The organism is Candidatus Nebulibacter yamunensis (genome assembly GCF_024208055.1).
Lineage (GTDB): Bacteria > Pseudomonadota > Gammaproteobacteria > Francisellales > Francisellaceae > Caedibacter > Caedibacter lacustris.
In genome coordinates this window covers 1-19,665 of the sequence record NZ_JAMBMW010000028.1, presented here as the reverse complement: position 1 = coordinate 19,665, position 19,665 = coordinate 1, and the positions used below count along the sequence as shown (strand labels likewise).

Below are 19,665 nucleotides of genomic sequence, written 5' to 3'. Positions count from 1 at the left end.
TTTTCTTCTTTCATGAAATCTAACATTTCCTTAGCCAATTCAGGGTGAGTTTCAGCGATTTTTAAAAGTCTTTCTTTTTGATTATCGTTCATAGCATTGTCCTTGTTTTTATTAACTTTTGCTCTTTGAGCAACCTAACATAAAATGGGGTAAAATACAATCATTACTAATGATTAGCTAACCAAAAATTTCACTGTGCGACCCAAGCCTTGCGAGTTTTAAAATATCATCACCTTCTTTACGATAAACTAAAAGCAAATCAGATTTTAAATGGCATTCTCGATAACCCTGCCAATTGCCGATTAGATCATGGTCGAGCAATTTAGGTTCAAGCAGGAGATCATTAGCCAGATAATTTAGAATCATGGACAATATTTGACTGAGTTGAGTCCGATACTTGCCTTTTGACTCACGCTTGTAGTCTTTTTTGAATGTATTTGCTCGTTCAATCGTCCGCATTCAGATCATCCATTAATGCGTCAATGGATTGAAACTTTTTGCCTTTTCCAGACTCTAGTTCATTAATGGCATCAAGTGTTTTTTTATTTGGCAGTTTAATTTCAAAGGGCAATCGATGTTCATCCGCAACCCTGAGCATAAGTAAGCGAATAGCATCAGAAATAGACAGTCCCATTGCTTGCAATGCTTCGGCTGCTCTTTCTTTAGTATTCATGTCAATTCTTGCCCGTACATAGGTATTTTTTGTACTCATTACCGTCTCCAATGTGTACTTGTCTTTTAATTGTAGTCCATTTGTGACTACAAAGCAAATTTTCAACCAACCAATAAGGAAAAAAACATGAAAGAAAAGGGAAAAATCCTAAAATTATCAATAACTGCATCAATGGCAGCATCCTTGTTAGCGCTTTCAGTCAAGACTAATTAATATAAGAAGTACATAAAGTAAATATCCAAAACCTTGCTTTGTGTTGCCTAGGTTTTAACTTATGAGATTGTTATAGCAAATCAAGAAAAATAAAGTAATGCTTCAGTTAGTATTGTATACTTTTTGCTTCTTGTACAAAGTCTATTGAATTGACATCATTATAACATATCTATATATCTAGTCATATGGATAAATTAAACGTCATAAGCGCCCTATTTGGCACTAAACCTCTGAAAATCAAACCGGACTAGGTGAAATGAATATTATAAACCTTCTGATAAAACTGCCGGAATTACGAATAATTGTTAATAAATAAGGAAAAACTATGCTTCAAATACTTTATGCACCACCAATACTCAGCATTTTGCTGCTAACTGCCTCAAATATATTTATGACTTTCGCATGGTACGGGCATCTTAAGTTTAAGACTGCACCATTATTTATAGTAATTTTGATAAGTTGGGGTATAGCGTTTTTTGAGTATTGCCTACAGGTTCCTGCCAATAGGATCGGGCATGGTCATTTTTCCGCCGTTGAACTGAAAACAATTCAGGAAGTAATTACATTACTTGTTTTTATGGCGTTTTCAGTTTTGTATTTGGGCGAGAATATACACTGGAACCATCTTGCAGGGTTTGCATTCATTGCGCTTGGCGCTTTCTTTATCTTTCATAAATGGGTGTGATGATGAAAAAGTCCCCCACAATGGGTAATGAATAAGAAATTAAGAACATATAAATATTTATGCTTTCATAATAGATTAGCATTACTATCGAGCTTTGTTAAGCCACGATTCTCCATGCACTTTTATCGGTAAGTAAAACTCTAAGTAGTTTATTATTTAAAGCATGGCTAGATTTATAACAGTTAAAGTAACCGATAATATGACCGCCAACATAAAAATCACCAATTGCATCTAAGAGTTTATGTTTAACGAATTCATCAGGATAACGAAGTCCTTCTGGATTGGCGATGCCGTCTTTCGTAATGCCAACTGCATTGTCAAGGGATGCTCCTTTGGCAAGGTTATTGGTATGCAAATACTCCAGTTGGTCGACAAAACCAAAAGTTCTTGCACGTGAAATACGTTCAATATAATCTTGTTGTTCTCCAGAGAATTCCACAACACAAGGTGTATTGGCAATAACAGGATGATCCCATTGAATTTCAAACCGATAATGAGTTGACTCTGTAGGTAATACTTCTGCAAATTTATCAGCTTCTTGGACTCGTACGGGTTTTAGCACTTTTATAGATTTACGTGCTTTGCTTTGTGCTTTTACTCCAACTTTTTTTAAGGCTTTAACGAATTCAATACTGCTGCCATCCATAACTGGAAGCTCAGGAGCATCAATTTCCACAATAATATTATCAACTCTAAATATACATAATGTCGACATTAAGTGCTCTATGGTTGAAATGCTGACATTTTTGTCATCTGGAGAAGCCAATAAAGTGCACATAATCGCTTCAGTAATATTAAAAGGCGTGATTTTAATCTCTTTGGCTGGGGTAAAATCGACACGTTTAAATATAATACCCATATCTGTGTCTGCAGGCAGTAAACGCATATTCACTTTTGTCCCTGAATGAATACCAATACCAGAAAGCATGATCACATCAGAAATTGTGTGTTGATACATATTTATGTCCATTTGCTATAACATGAAGCCATTATTGCTTATCCACCTATACTCAGCAACTCTAAGAAAGCATTAATATTGAATAAATTGATCGTCACTTTACTATAACTACGAAACCAAAGACTATAAAATAACTTGTAGTGGCTATAAAGTAAGGTGCTGCATTGTACTGAAATTCTTTACATGCTAGGGAATGAGAATTAGCATATACTATTTGTAGGTTTTATATTGAAAGTATAATAATAATGAACATCAGACCTCAATACCATTTTAGGCGATCAAAAGAAGGTAGGCTTTTGATTTGGGATGTTCGTAAGCTTATTACTCAAGCACAATCCCTTGATAAAAGGCTTGTGAAAATATCAGACCTCACAGAGGTGGATGAATGTTATTGGTATGAACCAGGCGGCGATCAACCAACGTGTAGAAGTGTTACAGAGCATGCAAAAATCATCCAAGAATCTGACCTAAATTACCCAATTATTTTGTGCCAACAGGGCAAGATAATGGATGGTATGCACAGAGTATGTAAAGCAATGATACTGGGGCATAAGATGATTTATGCCGTGCAGTTTAAATATTATATCGATCCTGATTATATCGATCTGGACCCCAAAGACCTAAATTATGATTAATGTATATATTGTTGATATAAACAAATTTGATTATGAAAAAACGAATCGTCTGCTTCCAAAAGCTATCAGGTATCAAGCAGAAAATTTTAAGCTAGAAAAGAAACGCAAGGAATATCTGGCATCTCAATGGCTAAGATACCATGTATTAAGTGAATACTTAGCATGCGATTGGAAATTACTGCAATTTAGTTATACCCAAAAGGGTCGTCCTTATCTTAGCGATTACCCAGAGCTTGACTTTAATATCAGCCATAGCAAACACTACGTGGTGATGGCACTTACAAAAGGGCAGCGTGTTGGGATAGATATTCAAACAATGAAAGAAAAGATAGATGTACTGAGTATTGCTAAACATTATTTCAGTGACTGTGAATATCAATGGCTTTGTCAATTAAACGAAGATCAACAACTTCAACGTTTCTATTGGTTATGGACGTATAAGGAAGCAAGCTTAAAACTTACAGGTGACGGTATTGCCAATGGGTTAAGTGAGTTTAAGTTTACGATGGGTAATAAAGAAGAGAAGCCTTTAGAGTTATTGCCTGAAGTAACAAAAAAACTTTTTTATTATTCAATGAAACTTGATCATGATACTTTGCTGTGTATCGCATATGAACAAAGTGCCGCAAAGTACACTATTTTGAGGCTTTGAAGAGTTATCGACGAATACTTGCCCCAATTGATTCTAAACGTTTTTGAAGGCTAGGATGGGTGGAAAACATATCATCCACATTGCCTGTGGAAAATTTAGCACTGGCTGGATCATAAAGATAAGACGCACGACGCATGCGCTCATTTGCATTATGCGCGTAGCTTTGTGCGCTTTGTGGCTCACTGTGATTTTGACTAATTTTAATCAACGCATTGGCCATTGGTTTATTATCGCGCATAAGCTTCACAGCTCCGGCATCAGCCATATATTCTCTTGTCCGACTTAAAAACAATGTCATAAGACTAGTAATAATCGGTAAGACAAATCGTAATAGCATGACTAACATAAAGATAACCGTCATAATATTGCCACTATTGTTGTTATCGCGACGGTTGCGGTTCCCACCAAATAAAGTGGAATAAAATAAGAATTCAACCATAAACATCAACATGTTCGACAATACAATAGAGAACAAATTCAATTTGATGTCTTGGTTGCGAATGTGTGTTAATTCATGTGCCATCACCGCTTGTAGTTCATCACGAGTTAAGCGATTAGCCAAAGCTCGAGTAACTGCTACCATTGAGGATTTTTCTGAAAAACCCGACGCAAATGCGTTCATGTAATTTGCTTCAATCAAATAGACTCTCGGCATATACGACATGTTAGCTGCAATTTTCATCTCTTCGGTAACATTATAAATGCGTTGGCATAAGGGATCAGGATCGTTTGGATATATTTCTTTATATTGAGTGCCAGCGAGCATGATTTTGTCGTAATAGCTAAATGTTGCCATAAGCCAAACAAAAGCAATTACCGTTGAAATGATAGTTGCCCACGGTGTAAGCTTTAAACTTACAATCAAATAAGCAATATCACTTAAATCAACCATATGCCCGCTATAAGTTATGAGGCTGCTATATTGAATATAACGCCAAATTAGATCAATTAAAAAGCCCAACGCAAAAAAAATAATCAAAAAAAACGTGATGACGATATAAGATTTACGAGTATTCTTTTTGACGACCTCACGCCAATCAACGCTGTTGATATCAAGTGCAGCCATGCTTTTACAACTCAACTCGACTGTCTTCTAATACTTGACGTTTATCGTCACTGACCTGCCAATAAATAAAGTTTTCATCAAGCTTATTTTTAAACATGTTGACAACAATGCTGGCAATCATTGATTTTTTATGTGCATTGTATTTTTCAATACTGTCGTTAAAGGCTTGTTTTGAGAAGGCAAGCTTATTTTCAGTAGAGGTAATTTCCTCTTGCAATTGCATTACGTTTTGGTTTGCCTTTAAGTCTGGGTAGTTTTCAAATTGAACGTTTAGGCTACCAGCAATTCTTGAGATTTCATTTTCGGCAGCCATTCGAGTTTGGATATCGCCTTGTGCTTTAGCTTGATTAGATTGATTACGAAGTGCAGTAACATCTTTTAACGTTGTTTGCTCATAATTCATGTATTTTCTGACAACGTTGATGAGCGAGTCAAACACTTTGCCACGGCGATCAAGTTGGACATCGATTTGGCGTTCAGAGTTTTTCACTGCTTCAATTTCGGCGATGAGGCTGTTATAAGTCATTAAAACATAACCAAATATAACGGCTAAGATGACAATGATAATGATCATGGCAACCATGATGTAAGCTCCTATAAAAATATGATTGTTGTATATACCGATTCTAAACCTTTTACAACTTTTATGCTAAATCAGAAAAGGTGTAAAGTGTTTCATAATAGGGATGAATTATTCCCAAACAATCATAATTTGCCATTTATGCTGCTGGCATTCAAGCATAATGTGTTTCATAATGTGCTCTATTTTAGAAATAAGCTATTTGAGATATTACTATGCTTAATTCCATTGTGATAGAGCCTCAGAGTTCAGTAACTCATGTTGTGATTTGGTTACATGGTTTGGGGGCAGACGGGCATGATTTTGAGGCTGTTGTGCCAGAATTGAATTTGCCAACCTCTACCAATATTCGCTTTATTTTTCCACATGCCCCTGTTTTACCTATTACGATCAATATGGGTATGCAGATGCGTGCATGGTATGATATTAAGCAGATAGATGATATCAAACGAGACGTTGATATAAAAGGAATAGAAACGTCGTTGGTGCGTATTGAGTCAATTGTTAAGGCACAAATCGATCAAGGCATAACCGTAGAAAATATCATGTTGGCGGGCTTCTCACAAGGAGGAGTCATTGCTGCACTTGTGGCTTTAACCTCACCTTATTGTTTTACTGGTGTGATACTTTTGTCCACTTACTTACCAGATTGGGACTATTTTAAAACCAAAATTATAAAGAAAAATCAGAAAATGCCTTTCTTCATTGGTCATGGTGTGCAAGATCCGATTGTGCCATTTGCTGCGGGTGAGCTTGTAAATACAATATTAACAGAAGGAGGTTTTACCACGAATTTTCACCGCTATCAAATGGAGCATAGTGTTTGTTTACAGGAGATTAATGACATCAGTGAATTTATCAAGAAACGGTTTAGGTTAATAAATGGTAGCGCGTACTAAAATTACCATTGCCTCACGTGATAGTCAACTTGCAATTTGGCAGACACATTACGTAAAAGACCTGCTGAAAAAGGCGTATCCACACTTGGTATGTGACATTGTCACAATGAAAACCCAAGGCGATAAGATACTGGATCGACCGTTAAATGAGATAGGTGGTAAAGCCCTTTTTATGAAAGAGTTGGAAATTGCGATTGAACAAGGTAAGGCAGATATTGCTGTTCACTCTTTAAAAGATGTGCCATATGAGTTACCTAAAGATTTTACTTTAGGTGCATTCTGTGGACGTGAGAATCCGCAAGATGCTTTAGTATCAAATCACTATCAGCACTTGGACGCACTTCCACAAAAAGCAGTTGTTGGAACATCGAGTTTACGTCGTAAGGCACAACTGTTAGCATATCGTCCTGATTTAGATATTCGTGATTTGCGTGGCAATGTCCAAACTCGACTTAGGAAACTGGATGAAGGTCACTATGATGCAATTGTTTTAGCCGCAGCAGGGCTGATTCGCTTAGGCTTAGATGATCGAGTAAAACAGCTTATTCCAGTAGATACCTTGCTACCAGCAGTCGGTCAAGGAATTTTGGTCGTTGAGTATTTGCAACAAGATGACGAACTAAAAACACTTTTAACTGCAATTAATCATCAACCCAGTCAAATAATGGCCGAAGCAGAACGTAGCTTTAATATGCGTTTACAAGGTGGTTGCCATGTACCAATTGCAGCATTTTGTCAGTTATTAGATACAACAAGACTGAAATTAATGGCAATGGTGGCTAACAGTGGTGGTACAAGAGTCTTAAAACATTGCATAATAGGCCACGATCCTATAGCGCTTGGTATTGAATTGGCAGAGAAAATGATTGAATTGGGCGCTAAAAAAATATTGCTTAGTAATTGATTTAATTTTAAATCTAGATATTATTTGGTCAAATTTATTTGTCATTTTAAGAATATCAACTTTTCGATGAAACGTAAGAAGCTAAAAAAACTTTCTTGAAAAGGACGCCTTAAATAGTTGGTATAAGGCTTGGTAACTAAGATTGGGAAACTACCTGCTAAAATGCACGCAAGACAACCAGTTAATAGCCTATCATCGACAAGGGCAAGCTCACGAGGTTTGCAGTTTACCAGTTGTTGAATTTTAATAAGACCATCAGGATAGGGTTTTTTTGCAACATCATTGATAAAACGGATATTCGGGAAATTATTTGCAAAATATTCTGCTCGTTCAAGAGTTGGTTTATTTGAGAGGATAAAGACGTTTTTTTGACTATATTTTTGGGATAAAACTTTTAACCAATCAAAAATATGTTCATCTGGCAAAGGTTGTCCATGCGGAGCAAGAACGCCATCAAAATCAAGAGCTATATATTTAATGCCAAGCACTTTGAGCTTATTTGGGTTAAGTTGAGTCACTTGATCGATTTGGTGTTTATTCTGGCAAATGGCTTTTATTTTCTTTCGTTGTGAGATACTGTTTTTGATTGTAAAACTAAATCTTCCCATTATCATCATCCATTTGTTGTATGCGTAATGCTTTGTGTTTCCTGAATGGTAAGTGCCTTTTTATACAGTGCATTTTTCTTACCAGCAGTGAGCTCAACTGCAATCGCAACTGCCTTTTTAATTGGCAATTCCGCTAATAGTAGATGAAGCAACTTATCCTCATCAATTGTTGTTTGTGCTGTTTCAATAACACTTTGTCCTTCTATCAGTACCACAAATTCTCCTTTTACCAAATATGGGTCGGTTTGAAACTGTTGTAATATCTCGTGTGCCTTGCCACTTGAAAAGCGTTCAAATTGTTTGGTAAGCTCTTTTGCAATTACAATATTGTGCATAGGTAACACTGCCGCAATATCCTCTAGCGTTCCAACAATACGATGCGTGGACTCATAAAAAACGGTTGTGATTGTTGTCTGCTGTAGTGTTTTTAAGACACTTTTACGAGTACTACTTTTGGCAGGTAAAAAACCTTTGAATTGAAAACTATCTGTTGCTAAGCCTGCTACACAAAGAGCGGTGATTAATGCACTTACACCTGGAATAGGCGTGACTTTATAGCCACAAGCCTTGAGCTCTTTTATCAGGGTAAACCCAGGATCACTAATAAGAGGCGTGCCAGCATCACTTACAAGCAAGGTGATTTTGCCTAAATCCAAGTAGTGCATGAGCTGTTCTATACGCTTACTTTCATTATGCTCATGACAGGAAATTAAGGTCGGTGGCGTAATCCCATATTGCTCAAGTAGCTTTCGTGTCACACGTGTATCTTCAGCAAAGATGACTTCTGCTGCTTTGAGCGTTTCCAATGCACGCAAAGTAATATCTTGTAAGTTACCAATTGGTGTGGCAACGACGTAAAGTACACCGCATTCAATTTGATTTTTCATATTAAATGCTCGATTAATTTAGCAATGTTACCAGCACCTTGCACCAGTATAACATCATTTTCTGTTATGAGTTGGTCAAGCTTAACTTTTGCTTCCTCAATGCTTTCAACGTAAAAGCATTGTTTATGCTTCTTGCAAAGGGCATTAAATAAATCATGCGCTCCAGCACCTTCAATAGTAGCTTCACTTGCCGCATAGGTGCTCATCAAGATAACAATATCTGCTGTAGCTAAGCAGTCAATAAAATCATCAAATAAATCACGAGTACGAGTGTAGCGATGTGGTTGATATACATGAACTAATCGTCTGTTAGGAAAACGTTTCTCAATAGCTTCAAGTGTGCTATTAATCTCAACTGGATGATGTCCATAATCATCAATAATATCGACTTGTTTATGGTTTAAAGTGTGTTCATAATGGTCAAAACGACGATAGATGCCTGTAAAACTTGTAAGTGCTTTTTTTATGATTTCAAGGCTAATATTAAGCTTTAAGCATAGAGCAATCGCTGCAAGTGCATTTTCAACATTGTGTTTCCCTGGAAGTCGTAAACGAAAATCTTGAATCAATTGACCTTGATAACAGATATCAAAAATGGTTTGTTGGTTAAGTTGCCGATAATTTAAAGCATAAATATCCATGTTTGGATTAAAGCCATAATGGCGCACTTGCGGCTTTATAAATGAGATTTTGTTGATTAGACGCTTAGCATTTTCAGTATCGCTACCTATAAGGATCTCACCACTTATGGTGTCACGTGTCGCAAATTGTGCAAAGCTATTGATGAGTTCATCTATTTTATGATCATAGGTTTGCATGTGGTCTAAATCAACATTACTGATAATCAAATGTTTGACATTGAGTTTAAGAAATGAAGCATCACTCTCATCTGCTTCTATGGTTACAAAGGGTGAATTGCTAGCGTACGCATGATATTTAAGATTATGAGCAATACCACCAATAAGATAACTTGGATTTAATTCAGCTTCCGACATAATATGAGCAATTAAACTCGTGATTGTTGTTTTACCATGTGTTCCAGTGATAGCGATAATTTCTGAGTAGTTCTTTATTAGAAACGCTAAAAATTCAGCACGATGATAAACTTTCATCCCTTTGGCAATTGCCTGTTGATATTCGGGATTATCTTTTGTCATTGCAGATGTATAAATAACTGCATCTGCATGAATAAGGTGATCAGCGTGATGCTCGATATGAATTTTTGCCCCTAATTGAATGAGCTTTTCTGTAATCTCTGAGGACTGAACATCTGAACCAGATACGCTATAACCTTTTTGTAAGCAAAAAATTGCCAAAGCCGACATACCAATGCCGCCAATGCCAATGAAATGGTAATGTGGTTTTATATGGGAGGTATTTATAATATTCATGATCGTAGTCAATATTTAAAATTGACGACTATCTTAATATAAGTTTGATTAAAAAGATTGGGGAGATTTGGCGTTTATGATTGAATCTTGTTTTGATAGCGTTGTGCAAATAACACTGGTAGTAAAAAGCTAAAGATAAAGCCAGGACCAATATCTAATATCCAAGAGTTAACTAAACAACCAACCGCAAAAGCAATAATAAATATGCGAGCGTTATTTCGCATCATAATTGGTAAATCTTTAGCGTAGTAAAATGCTGCTATTAACAACCAAACAAAAAGGGCTAATGCCCAAATGCCAGATTGTATTGCAAAGTATATATATTGATTATGTGGGTTATTAATGACTTGATAGTATTTTTTATCTTCTTGTGAGATTTCAGAATTAATAAAGTGCATACTACATTGAGTTTGTTCGCCTGTTCCACATCCATAGAAAATACGCTGAGGTTTATGTTCAAAAATACCCAAGGCAGTGTGGTAAAAACCTAGACGGATTCCTGCTGATGTTTCAGTCTCAGTTCCATTGTAATAGTTGATTGTGCTGTTATAAGCTTCAGTAACACGCATTTTGAAGCTAGGTGAGAAATGGTAAAAAGCGATAAAAATACTAGGGACAATAACAATAGCAGCAAGTACTCCTTTCCAGCGAAACTTCATTAAAAAACCTACAGCAAGAACTGAGAATTCAATTAAATATCCAGTTCGACTTGTGTTAAGTCCAAGCTCCGCACAAATAATAATAACGCCAAGAATTATAAAAAAGATACGTTTCTTTTTATTTTGACAGGTCAAAGCCATTGAAAATAGCATAAAGGCGGCAACAGCAAAAATAAATCCTGTGACAAAGTGTGATTGTGCAGCAGGGAACGTGGCTCCACTAAAAACAATCGCATTTTCAGGATTTAAAAAGTAATAGTTTATAAAGATAGCAACGACATTAAAAACAACACCGATAAAAAATGCTAATAGCAACTTATTGATTATCTGAGGGTTCTTATAACAAACATAAGCCACTACCCAAACAATCAGTAATTTATAGAACTTCCCAACCCATGTTAACGCTTCAGTAAAAGGGATACTGGAATAAAAGCAGCTTATAAAGGCAAGCAAAATAAAAGTAAGTGAAGACCAAATATAAAAACGTTTAATGAGTTTTAATTTTGAATTATAATCGCCACTTAAACTAAATGTAAGCAATAAAGCTACTGCAAATACACTGGTCAAAGCCGTGGATATGGAGATTGATATACCTAAAAAAAAGACCAAGGTAAAGTAAATTTTATCCGTTAGATTAGTGCGTGTAACCGTGTTACTATTAACTCGCAAGATTTATTCCTTGTTTGGCATAAAAACATAGGGGATTATATACTTAGAAAGCGTTATAATTACAGCCAAAACTCACACAAATTTAATTTAGTATATGTTTTCTATTATCATCACAAGCTTTAACAGATTAGATTTGCTTAAACGTTCACTACATAGCGCATTACAACAAACATATAATGAACCATATGAAATTATTATTGTTGATGATGCGTCAAATGAAGCATATGAGGATTATATTTAGTGCTTGATAGATAGGAGAATTCACTATATCCGCTATTTAACTAACCAAGGTGTTTCTGCAGCAAGAAATACTGGTATAAAAGCTGCTAAAGGTGAGTATATTGCCTGTTTGGACGATGATGAATTACGTTCTTCGTATCTTAGCGAATGTGATTTGTATTTGCAAAAACATAGAAATCTTGATTTTTTATGGTGTGGAAAACAAAATAAACTCTATAAAGATGGTAATTTGTATAAGATAGAGCAGTTTATTTATAAGTTACCCGAGAAACTTGGGCAATACGACGTCCCAATGCTTAATTATTGGTCGAATAACTTGGGGTTTATGGTTAAAAAAAGCTTATTTGAGCAGATTGGCTACTAGATATAGAGATGACTATAGCAGAAGATATTGACCTTTTACTTAGAATGCTCGGCGTTGGGGCTCAATATGCTCCAATAGAGAAAATTTTGATAGATGTATATATTGACACATCAATAGTGAGCTTGAGTAGGCAGTTTAGTGCCACAAAGGGAGTATTTAGTTATCAAAAGATACTCACTAAAAACGCATCTTTTCTGAGGGAGAGTCGTCTTGCGTGGGAGCATTATGCTAAGTCACTTTTGTTTGCTTATTATCGGTTAAAGAATAAAAGTGCTGCGCGAACATTGTTTTGGCAAATGCTGTGTAGAAATCCTAGTATGCTTAAGTTGATACCACGTGTTTTGTGCTACGAGTTAAAGTGATGACAGTAAATTTTTATAATGTATGATCCTAAGTTTTAACACCAGTGAACAAGGAGATAAGTTTTTATAAATAAATTTTAATAACAAAAATATTTACCTGTTTTCTTCCTGTAAAAGGCTTTGTTTTGCTTTCGTCCTTTGACTATTTTTAATTTCATTTAGTAGCTTGAGATTATTAGGTTCTTGCGAGCGATCTGCCTCTTTATGCCAAAGATGAAACACCTCGGTAGCGAATTTACCTGATTTCCTCTTTTTGCCACTATTTAAAATACGAATCACAAGATCAGAATCTTCAAATCCCCATCCTTCAAAACTTTCATCAAATCCGTTAACAGCAAGAAGATCCTCACGCCAAAATGCCAGATTGCAAGTCTTAGCACCTTGCCATTTAATGAGCTTGTTATAGCGGTTTAAAAAAGAAAGGTAGAGCTTAGGAAAAAATTTATTGCTATTTTTTTTCAAGGTTTGCAGTAACCAGTAAAAACTGTTTTTTTGCCATAAAGGTATATTATTTCTCAAAATCTGAGCAGTGTAAGATTGTGACAAAATAACTCTATGACCAACAACAAAAAAGTTGTTTTCGGCAAGTTTACGATGGCGAGCAACAAAGTGGATAGTTGGAATGCAATCGCCATCAAGAAAAATAATATAGTCTCCAGCAGCGTTCTTGATGCCTAAATTACGAGCTCTGGCAGCTCGAAATCCTAAATCTTCTTGCCACAAATGCATTAACGGAAATTTCGCTTGAGTTTTAAACGCATCAATCATTTTTTCTGTGTCTTCTGTTGAACCATCATCAACAATAATAACTTCAAAATTTCGATCGGTTTGATTATTTAAAGCGAGTAAAACAAGCCTTAGAGCAGCTGGCCAGTTATAAGTTGAAACAATAACAGAAATAAGGTCTTGATAAGTTGTATTATTTTTCATTTTGTTGTTTCTCCCATAGCTTGACATATTTAAAATATGAACCATAGGCAGAAAGCTTGGCAATTAAATAGCCGCGTGAACCATCTAAAAAACCTAAACGTAGAATAAAACTTCTAACAAAAGTCCAATGCTTGTGAAGGGAAGCCTTGAAGAGAGAAGTTGATTTGCCTTTCTGTAATAATAAAGTTGAAGTGGCGTCACTATAGCTATTGAGTTTGCTAAGCGAGTCACTGATGCTGCCTTGTGAGTAATGCAGTAAAGTACCACTAATCAGCTGAGGTTTATTTTGAGTAATAAGTCGTTCATGGACAATATCACTTGAATATTGCGCACACTCACGTTTAAAAAGACGAGTAATGATATCACGTCCCCAATCTCCATACTTTATCCATTGACCGCAAAATTGAGATAAGCGTTTAAATTTATAAGCTTCATGTTGATTATTTTTTATTACTTGCAAAATAGAACGTTTTAATTCATCAGAAACCAACTCATCAGCATCAAGTGCAAGTAGCCATCTACTAGTGGCGTATGAAATGGCTTTATTTTTTTGCAATCCAAAGCCAAGCCACTCTTGGTGATATACTTTAGCACCATAACCTTTTGCGATTTCAATTGTTTTATCCGTGCTACCAGAATCAACGACGATGATCTCATTTGCCCATTTGACGGAATCTAGACAACGACTAATGTTTTTTTCTTCATTTTTAGTAATAATGACCACGCCAAGAGTATTGTTCTGCTTAGACATATATTAAGATTTCTATTTGGATGTAATGGTGATGAATAATAACATAAGTAAGAAAAATTTCGCACGTTAAATCAATGAAGCTTTAATCTTACGAATTGAATCAAATTAAAGCTTCTGTCGAGCAAAAAAACATTTGGCTAAAAAATGATGTGGGGAAATCTAGTGGAGAAGAGTATATTTTAAAAGCATCTGAATTCTTTTTTTTTAACCTTGTGGTGGATACTGTTTCTATAGTTTTAGTCTCTTGGGCATACCAAGAAAGCCATAACTCTAACATCAGCCAATGCAAATCTTGAGCATCAACAAGGTGTGATTGCCCCTTTTGTTGAATTTTTTGGTTAAGTAAAAATTTCAACTCCTCCTGTTCAATTTGATATTGCCTATCTTGCTGGGAAATTCTTGGTGCTTTTTCTAAGCGATTTTCCAAGGCTTGTAGATAGTAACAAATGCGCTTTAACCACTTATGAGGTGTTTGTAAAATAAAGCCCTTATATACGAGTTGAGATAAAATACTTTGCACATCTTGATACAGGGGTAACAAATCAAAAGGAAGGTTTTTACGATTAACCACTTTATATAGCTTTTGGTATTTTAACATTAAGCTATGTACATCATCGCACAGGCTTTCTATCGTTGTTACAAGATTGGCTCTACCTAAGTTGAACATGTGCTCAAATGCAACTTTAGTTCGAATAGGAGGTGAATCATCAATATTAAAGCTTATATCATAAGCTTTCGCGATGAGCTCATCTTGCCAGTTTGTTTCCTTAATCAAACTAAACAACAAATTGAGATTTTTCTTATGACCAATACATTCAATAAGTGTGCGGTTGATATGTGAACATGCTAGCATTAAAAGCTTTCTGGTTGCTTCTTTGATGGATTTTTCGGCTTCAAACAAGGTTGTTTTATAACCCAAAACCACACCTTCTTCTTTTGCTTCAATACAGGGGTAAACACTGATGTTAATACCATGTTGTTTGACATCACGCAGAATTGGCAAATCATCAAACTCCCAAGATTGATAGCAGACCTGATCTGTTTTTTTCGCTATTTGGATAGTTGATCTTTCCACATCTTTAAGCTTAGTGCGAATTTGTGTTAAGTCACGCCCGATGGCAAGAACCTTTCTATTTTCGTCTACTACTTCATAACGCATGTTTAAATGTGGCTCAATTTCAGATTGTTGCCATACACTTCTAGTAAATGATATCCCGGTAATACGAATAAGCTGGGACACCAGTACATCGTAAAAATTTTGCTTATAATCGATATCAATTGCGTCAAAAACCGCTTTGGCATAGTGTGGAACAGGGACGCATGCCTTACGAATATTTTTGGGTAATGCACGAAGCAAGGCAACTATTTTATTTTCCAATAGCCCAGGTACTAACCAGTCACAAGCTTGTGCATCAATTTGATCTAAAAGTACAAGTGGAACGATCATCGTGACCCCATCATCCTCAGCACTTGGATCAAAATGATAACGTAAAGGCAGCTTAAATTTGCCAAAATCAAAATAATCAGGATAGCTTATATGTGTAATATCTTCTGCTTCATGTTGCATTAGGGCGACTTTTTCAAACATCAGTGCTTGCTGTTCTTGGGCAGACAATGACTTATACCATTTTTCAAATACAACACCATTATTGACATGCTCTGGAATAAGTTTCTCATAGTAGCTATAAAGGGTATGTTCATCCACTACGATGTCTCTTTTGCGTGCTTTATGTTCAAGATCTTCTATTTCATTAAGCAGTGCCAGGTTTTGATTAAAGAATGCCGCTTGAGTATTAAATTCACCATACACTAGCGCATGTCGAATAAATAACTCGCGTGAGATAATAGGATCAACCTCTCCATATTGTACCTTGCGATTATTAACGATATCCAAGCCATATAAGCTTATTCTTAAATTTGCCATAACAGCTTTGTGCTTTTGACTCCAATAGGGCGCGCTATAATGTTTTTTCGTTAAATGTTCAGCAATTGATTCAAGCCATAAGGGATCAATTTTGGCAACTGTGCGTGCATAAAGTTTAGTCGTTTCAGTTATTTCAGCAGCACATATCCATTTTGGTGTACGTTTAAATTGAGATGAACCGGGAAAAATATGAAACTTAAGCCCTCTGGCACCTAAATATTCTTTTAATTCATAATTAAAACCAATATGTCCTAAAAGACCAGAAATAATTGCTTGATGGATGTAGGCATAATTGGATTCTACCTCACTTATCGTCCATTTAAATGTCTCTGTTAACATCAGTAATTGAAAATAAACCTCACGCCATTCTCGCATGCGTAAAGGCGACAAGAAGTTAAATTTGCAATATTCATGGGTTAGCCGATGAGATAAATCTTTTGTCTCATTGTGATAGCGTTGCCATAGACTCACAATAGTCAGAAAGTCAGAGTCCTGATGATGATCTTGTTTATGTACTTCATCTGCTTTTTGTTGAAATTGCAGTGGGCGTTCACGTGGATCTTGAATACTTAAGAAACTCACGATAACCAGAATTTCACGTAGTACATTCAATTTGGCGCCACTAACGAGCATCTTAGCTAAACGTGGATCAAGTGGGAATTTCGCAATTTGTTTACCAATAGGCGTAATTTGAACATGATGTTTTTTGCTATGTTCAACAATTGCTCCAATTTCATGCAGCAAGCGGTAACCATCTTTAATAAATTGACGATCAGGTTTATCAATAAATGGAAACTTTTCTATGTTACCTAATTTTAGGGTTTCCATCTGTAGGATAACAGAAGCAAGGTTAGTTCGTACAATTTCTGGGTCAGTAAACGGGGCTCTAGATAGAAAATCCTCTTCAGAGTAAAGCCGAATACAGATCCCTTCAGTTACTCGTCCACAACGACCAGTGCGTTGATTGGCACTAGCTTGTGAAATCGGTTCAATTGGTAGGCGTTGCACTTTAGTGCGATAACTATAACGACTCATACGCACATCCCCTGTGTCGATCACATAACGAATACCCGGAACGGTTAAAGATGTTTCTGCTACGTTTGTCGATAAAATAATTCTACGCCCAACGCCACTTGGATTAAAAATTTTATCTTGCTCGGCATTCGATAACCTGGCATATAAAGGTAATATTTCGGTATGACGCAGTTGAGCTTTCCTTAGCGTTTCTGCTGCATCATGAATCTCGCGCTCAGTGGCTAAAAATACAAGAATATCTCCAGGTTTTTCGTGGTTTAAACTTTGTACGGCTGTTAAAATATGCTCAGCTTGCGACAAGTCATTATTAAACTCCAATGGATCTTGATAGCGAATCTCAACTGGATAAGTCCGCCCAGAAACTTCAATAATAGGTGCATTAAAGTGTTTGGAAAAACGCTCTTGATCAATGGTTGCCGAAGTAATAATAAGTTTTAAATCAGGTCGTTTATTCAAAATTTGATAAATGTGTCCAAGTAAAAAATCAATATTTAAACTGCGTTCATGGGCTTCATCAATAATAATAACTTCATATTGTGACAGATATTTATCATTTTGAATTTCGGCTAATAAAACTCCGTCAGTCATCACCTTAATAAAAGTATTTTCATTGGTTTGATCACTAAAACGAATTTTAAAACCAATACCTTCCCCAATAGTCATCTGAGTTTCATCACTTAAGCGTTTGGCAAGTGAGCGTGCAGCAAGCCGCCTTGGCTGAGTGTGCCCAATTAAACCTTTTGCTCCAAGTCCTAAATCTAAGCATATTTTAGGCAGTTGGGTTGATTTGCCTGAACCCGTTTCACCCGCAACTATCACAACTTGATGATCGTTAATGATCTTTTTAATTTCAGTCACACGCTGACTAACGGGTAAATCTGGGTAGTTTATTTTGGGTATGCGTGCCATACGTGCTTGTACTTTTTGTGCTGAATACTTCACTTCATTAATAAGCTTTGACCATGTATCACCCTCATAATTTACGTCATTACCTTTGGATAAATGATTAAAAGATGTAATGAGTTTACTGCGATCTTTTGTTTGGACGTTCGTAAGTAACTTAGACAATGAAAAAGGTTGCATGCGCCTGATTTTTATTATTTGACTTAAGCTCAGATCATAACACGTTTTAGTTGCTATGAAAAACTTATACAGATAAATGAAAAGTCTGGTTTTTACTAAAAAATTATCGTATATCATAACAAAAAATAGTTCATATTCTTTATTTTCGAGTACACTTAAGCAAAACAAACTGGATTAGAAAATCATGGACTTTTTGGCAAACTCCCCGATCATACTTATAATAATTACGATAGTTGCTATTTGTATTGGTAGTTTTTTAAATGTGGTTATTTTGCGTTTACCTAAGGTGCTTGATGAACAATACCATCAGGAAGCATCGCAAGTTTTGGGGATCAAAGTACCAAACGCTGAAAATCACCCAACAGAAAACCTAAATCGACGCTCAGCTTGTCCACATTGCCATACACCATTAAAAGCGTGGCATAACATCCCGATTTTAAGTTTTATTTTTTTACGTGGTAAATGTCGCTTTTGCCATTATAAAATATCTTTCACCTATCCAACTATAGAAATATTAAGTGGCGCTTTAGTATTCTTCATTATGTGGCATTTTGGTATAAATGCCTTTAGTTTATTGCTTTCAATATTATGTTTTTTTCTAATTGTGCTTACTGTAATTGACCTTAAACACTTTATATTACCTGATGTTTTAACTTTACCTTTACTGTGGATTGGATTATTAGCAAATAGTTTTTATGTATTTACAACTCCTGTTTTTTCATTGTGGGGTGCGGCTATTGGTTATGGGACATTGTGGTTTACATTTTGGATTTTTAAAATTATCACGCAAAAAGAAGGTCTAGGTTACGGTGACTTTAAATTAATGGCAGCCTTAGGGGCTTGGTTTGGCTTTCAAAGCTTATTGTTTATTGTTTTGGTGAGTGCTGTTTTAGGTATTTTGTTTGCGCTTTTATTGAGTCTTATCAAGCGCAAAAAACATTTTTTAATTCCATTTGGACCATCAATTGCTTTGACGGGTGTGCTTTACCCTGTTGTTGGTCATGAATTAACATATGCATATTTTTCTTCGTGTACATAAATTGTTTTTATCACATTTGCTTGAGTTTTTTTGAGTGTAAAATGAATATTGTTATTTGATATGATTAAAAATAATTAGATACATAAAATTCAAAATTTTTACAAAATTCCTTGACTATAGATACAGTTTCTTTTAGCTTTTAAAGCGCATCATATCAATTATTCTTATATATATGTTTATTCGATAGGAGGCAATTAAAAGTGCTTAAGACCAGTAATTTATGAGGTTGTACAACTATGGAAAATAAAATTATTTTATTAAGTGAAGAAAGAACTATCCTTAAACAATCGCTAGAGGGTTTAAGCTATGATCCATCAGGAAACTGTAACTATATTAGAGTTCTTTCCAAACCGTATTTAATCTAGCAAAATAGCTATTTAAAAATTAAAGGTGGATATGATCAATGAGATGGGAAACGATAAACAAGTTAGCAGCAGATGAGTTTCGTCGTTTAACAG

19 protein-coding genes and 1 pseudogene are annotated in these 19,665 nt (G+C 35.6%); 8 read left to right on the top strand and 12 right to left on the bottom strand.

What is annotated here, in order from left to right:
• Positions 1-177: 177 nt before the first annotated feature.
• Together M1V25_RS09610 and M1V25_RS09605 are read right to left on the bottom strand one after the other, a co-directional pair.
• A complete protein-coding gene (locus tag M1V25_RS09610; RefSeq protein ID WP_498843140.1) occupies positions 178-459 on the bottom strand; it encodes a type II toxin-antitoxin system YafQ family toxin in 282 nt (93 codons plus the stop codon).
• A complete protein-coding gene (locus M1V25_RS09605) occupies positions 446-712 on the bottom strand; it encodes a type II toxin-antitoxin system RelB/DinJ family antitoxin (protein WP_498843139.1) in 267 nt (88 codons plus the stop codon). The genes M1V25_RS09610 and M1V25_RS09605 overlap by 14 nt, the downstream gene beginning before the upstream one ends.
• Positions 713-1,211: 499 nt before the next feature.
• Between M1V25_RS09605 and M1V25_RS09600 the strand changes: the two genes are divergently transcribed.
• Entirely contained in the window at positions 1,212-1,571 is a 360-nt protein-coding gene (locus M1V25_RS09600; protein ID WP_116964295.1) for a DMT family protein, read from the top strand.
• A gap of 97 nt (positions 1,572-1,668) precedes the next feature.
• On the opposite strand, the gene lpxC is transcribed toward M1V25_RS09600, so the two are convergent.
• On the bottom strand, positions 1,669-2,529 hold the full coding sequence (lpxC, locus tag M1V25_RS09595) for a UDP-3-O-acyl-N-acetylglucosamine deacetylase (RefSeq protein ID WP_116964296.1): 861 nt from the start codon (positions 2,527-2,529) through the stop codon (positions 1,669-1,671).
• A gap of 245 nt (positions 2,530-2,774) precedes the next feature.
• Here lpxC and M1V25_RS09590 point away from each other — a divergent pair, with 245 nt between their 5' ends.
• Entirely contained in the window at positions 2,775-3,164 is a 390-nt protein-coding gene (locus M1V25_RS09590; RefSeq protein WP_204723376.1) for a hypothetical protein, read from the top strand.
• Entirely contained in the window at positions 3,157-3,816 is a 660-nt protein-coding gene (locus tag M1V25_RS09585) for a 4'-phosphopantetheinyl transferase family protein (RefSeq protein ID WP_116964297.1), read from the top strand. The genes M1V25_RS09590 and M1V25_RS09585 overlap by 8 nt, the downstream gene beginning before the upstream one ends.
• A 4-nt stretch (positions 3,817-3,820) precedes the next feature.
• On the opposite strand, the gene htpX is transcribed toward M1V25_RS09585, so the two are convergent.
• Together htpX and M1V25_RS09575 are read right to left on the bottom strand one after the other, a co-directional pair.
• Positions 3,821-4,882 (bottom strand): zinc metalloprotease HtpX, encoded by a 1,062-nt coding sequence (htpX, locus tag M1V25_RS09580; RefSeq protein ID WP_498843138.1) that lies wholly within the window; start codon positions 4,880-4,882, stop codon positions 3,821-3,823.
• Between the two features lie 4 nt (positions 4,883-4,886).
• Positions 4,887-5,465: a LemA family protein gene (locus M1V25_RS09575; protein ID WP_116964299.1), complete on the bottom strand. Its 579-nt coding sequence runs from the start codon at positions 5,463-5,465 to the stop codon at positions 4,887-4,889.
• A gap of 212 nt (positions 5,466-5,677) precedes the next feature.
• Here M1V25_RS09575 and M1V25_RS09570 point away from each other — a divergent pair, with 212 nt between their 5' ends.
• Positions 5,678-6,361 (top strand): alpha/beta hydrolase, encoded by a 684-nt coding sequence (locus M1V25_RS09570; RefSeq protein WP_498843137.1) that lies wholly within the window; start codon positions 5,678-5,680, stop codon positions 6,359-6,361.
• Positions 6,345-7,265, top strand: coding sequence for a hydroxymethylbilane synthase (gene hemC, locus M1V25_RS09565; protein ID WP_498843136.1), 921 nt, complete (start codon positions 6,345-6,347; stop codon positions 7,263-7,265). The genes M1V25_RS09570 and hemC overlap by 17 nt, the downstream gene beginning before the upstream one ends.
• Before the next feature lie 41 nt (positions 7,266-7,306).
• On the opposite strand, the gene M1V25_RS09560 is transcribed toward hemC, so the two are convergent.
• The 4 genes from M1V25_RS09560 to M1V25_RS09545 form a co-directional block, all read right to left on the bottom strand.
• Positions 7,307-7,873 carry a YqeG family HAD IIIA-type phosphatase gene (locus tag M1V25_RS09560; protein ID WP_116964302.1) on the bottom strand — a complete coding sequence of 189 codons (567 nt, stop codon included), beginning with the start codon at positions 7,871-7,873 and terminating at the stop codon, positions 7,307-7,309.
• 5 nt (positions 7,874-7,878) lie between these two features.
• Positions 7,879-8,760, bottom strand: coding sequence for a 16S rRNA (cytidine(1402)-2'-O)-methyltransferase (gene rsmI / locus M1V25_RS09555; RefSeq protein ID WP_116964303.1), 882 nt, complete (start codon positions 8,758-8,760; stop codon positions 7,879-7,881).
• The gene (gene murC, locus M1V25_RS09550; RefSeq protein ID WP_498843135.1) at positions 8,757-10,151 is read right to left on the bottom strand and encodes a UDP-N-acetylmuramate--L-alanine ligase; all 1,395 of its coding nucleotides are present in this window, start codon (positions 10,149-10,151) and stop codon (positions 8,757-8,759) included. The genes rsmI and murC overlap by 4 nt, the downstream gene beginning before the upstream one ends.
• A gap of 74 nt (positions 10,152-10,225) precedes the next feature.
• Positions 10,226-11,479: an O-antigen ligase family protein gene (locus tag M1V25_RS09545; protein ID WP_498843134.1), complete on the bottom strand. Its 1,254-nt coding sequence runs from the start codon at positions 11,477-11,479 to the stop codon at positions 10,226-10,228.
• A gap of 94 nt (positions 11,480-11,573) precedes the next feature.
• On the opposite strand from M1V25_RS09545, the pseudogene M1V25_RS09540 reads away from it, so the two are divergent.
• Together M1V25_RS09540 and M1V25_RS09535 are read left to right on the top strand one after the other, a co-directional pair.
• A pseudogene (locus tag M1V25_RS09540) lies at positions 11,574-12,083 on the top strand (glycosyltransferase family 2 protein).
• Between the two features lie 8 nt (positions 12,084-12,091).
• Positions 12,092-12,445: a hypothetical protein gene (locus tag M1V25_RS09535; RefSeq protein WP_116964308.1), complete on the top strand. Its 354-nt coding sequence runs from the start codon at positions 12,092-12,094 to the stop codon at positions 12,443-12,445.
• A gap of 93 nt (positions 12,446-12,538) precedes the next feature.
• Here M1V25_RS09535 and M1V25_RS09530 read toward each other — a convergent pair whose 3' ends face one another.
• The 3 genes from M1V25_RS09530 to hrpA form a co-directional block, all read right to left on the bottom strand.
• Positions 12,539-13,375: a glycosyltransferase family 2 protein gene (locus tag M1V25_RS09530; protein ID WP_498843133.1), complete on the bottom strand. Its 837-nt coding sequence runs from the start codon at positions 13,373-13,375 to the stop codon at positions 12,539-12,541.
• A complete protein-coding gene (locus M1V25_RS09525; RefSeq protein WP_116963909.1) occupies positions 13,365-14,126 on the bottom strand; it encodes a glycosyltransferase family 2 protein in 762 nt (253 codons plus the stop codon). Before M1V25_RS09525 ends, M1V25_RS09530 begins: the two co-directional genes overlap by 11 nt.
• Before the next feature lie 100 nt (positions 14,127-14,226).
• Positions 14,227-18,153 carry an ATP-dependent RNA helicase HrpA gene (hrpA, locus tag M1V25_RS09520; protein ID WP_498843132.1) on the bottom strand — a complete coding sequence of 1,309 codons (3,927 nt, stop codon included), beginning with the start codon at positions 18,151-18,153 and terminating at the stop codon, positions 14,227-14,229.
• A gap of 199 nt (positions 18,154-18,352) precedes the next feature.
• On the opposite strand from hrpA, the gene M1V25_RS09515 reads away from it, so the two are divergent.
• Positions 18,353-19,207 (top strand): prepilin peptidase, encoded by an 855-nt coding sequence (locus tag M1V25_RS09515; RefSeq protein ID WP_498843131.1) that lies wholly within the window; start codon positions 18,353-18,355, stop codon positions 19,205-19,207.
• The last annotated feature ends 458 nt before the right edge of the window (positions 19,208-19,665 follow it).

Excerpts from the sequence above, each read along its gene's own strand:
- M1V25_RS09610 (WP_498843140.1), bottom strand. The coding sequence starts at position 459 with ATGCGGACGATTGAACGAGCAAATACATTCAAAAAAGACTACAAGCGT.
- M1V25_RS09605 (WP_498843139.1), bottom strand. The coding sequence starts at position 712 with ATGAGTACAAAAAATACCTATGTACGGGCAAGAATTGACATGAATACT.
- M1V25_RS09600 (WP_116964295.1), top strand. The coding sequence starts at position 1,212 with ATGCTTCAAATACTTTATGCACCACCAATACTCAGCATTTTGCTGCTA.
- lpxC (WP_116964296.1), bottom strand. The coding sequence starts at position 2,529 with ATGTATCAACACACAATTTCTGATGTGATCATGCTTTCTGGTATTGGT.
- M1V25_RS09590 (WP_204723376.1), top strand. The coding sequence starts at position 2,775 with ATGAACATCAGACCTCAATACCATTTTAGGCGATCAAAAGAAGGTAGG.
- M1V25_RS09585 (WP_116964297.1), top strand. The coding sequence starts at position 3,157 with ATGATTAATGTATATATTGTTGATATAAACAAATTTGATTATGAAAAA.
- htpX (WP_498843138.1), bottom strand. The coding sequence starts at position 4,882 with ATGGCTGCACTTGATATCAACAGCGTTGATTGGCGTGAGGTCGTCAAA.
- M1V25_RS09575 (WP_116964299.1), bottom strand. The coding sequence starts at position 5,465 with ATGGTTGCCATGATCATTATCATTGTCATCTTAGCCGTTATATTTGGT.
- M1V25_RS09570 (WP_498843137.1), top strand. The coding sequence starts at position 5,678 with ATGCTTAATTCCATTGTGATAGAGCCTCAGAGTTCAGTAACTCATGTT.
- hemC (WP_498843136.1), top strand. The coding sequence starts at position 6,345 with ATGGTAGCGCGTACTAAAATTACCATTGCCTCACGTGATAGTCAACTT.
- M1V25_RS09560 (WP_116964302.1), bottom strand. The coding sequence starts at position 7,873 with ATGGGAAGATTTAGTTTTACAATCAAAAACAGTATCTCACAACGAAAG.
- rsmI (WP_116964303.1), bottom strand. The coding sequence starts at position 8,760 with ATGAAAAATCAAATTGAATGCGGTGTACTTTACGTCGTTGCCACACCA.
- murC (WP_498843135.1), bottom strand. The coding sequence starts at position 10,151 with ATGAATATTATAAATACCTCCCATATAAAACCACATTACCATTTCATT.
- M1V25_RS09535 (WP_116964308.1), top strand. The coding sequence starts at position 12,092 with ATGACTATAGCAGAAGATATTGACCTTTTACTTAGAATGCTCGGCGTT.
- M1V25_RS09530 (WP_498843133.1), bottom strand. The coding sequence starts at position 13,375 with ATGAAAAATAATACAACTTATCAAGACCTTATTTCTGTTATTGTTTCA.
- M1V25_RS09525 (WP_116963909.1), bottom strand. The coding sequence starts at position 14,126 with ATGTCTAAGCAGAACAATACTCTTGGCGTGGTCATTATTACTAAAAAT.
- M1V25_RS09515 (WP_498843131.1), top strand. The coding sequence starts at position 18,353 with ATGGACTTTTTGGCAAACTCCCCGATCATACTTATAATAATTACGATA.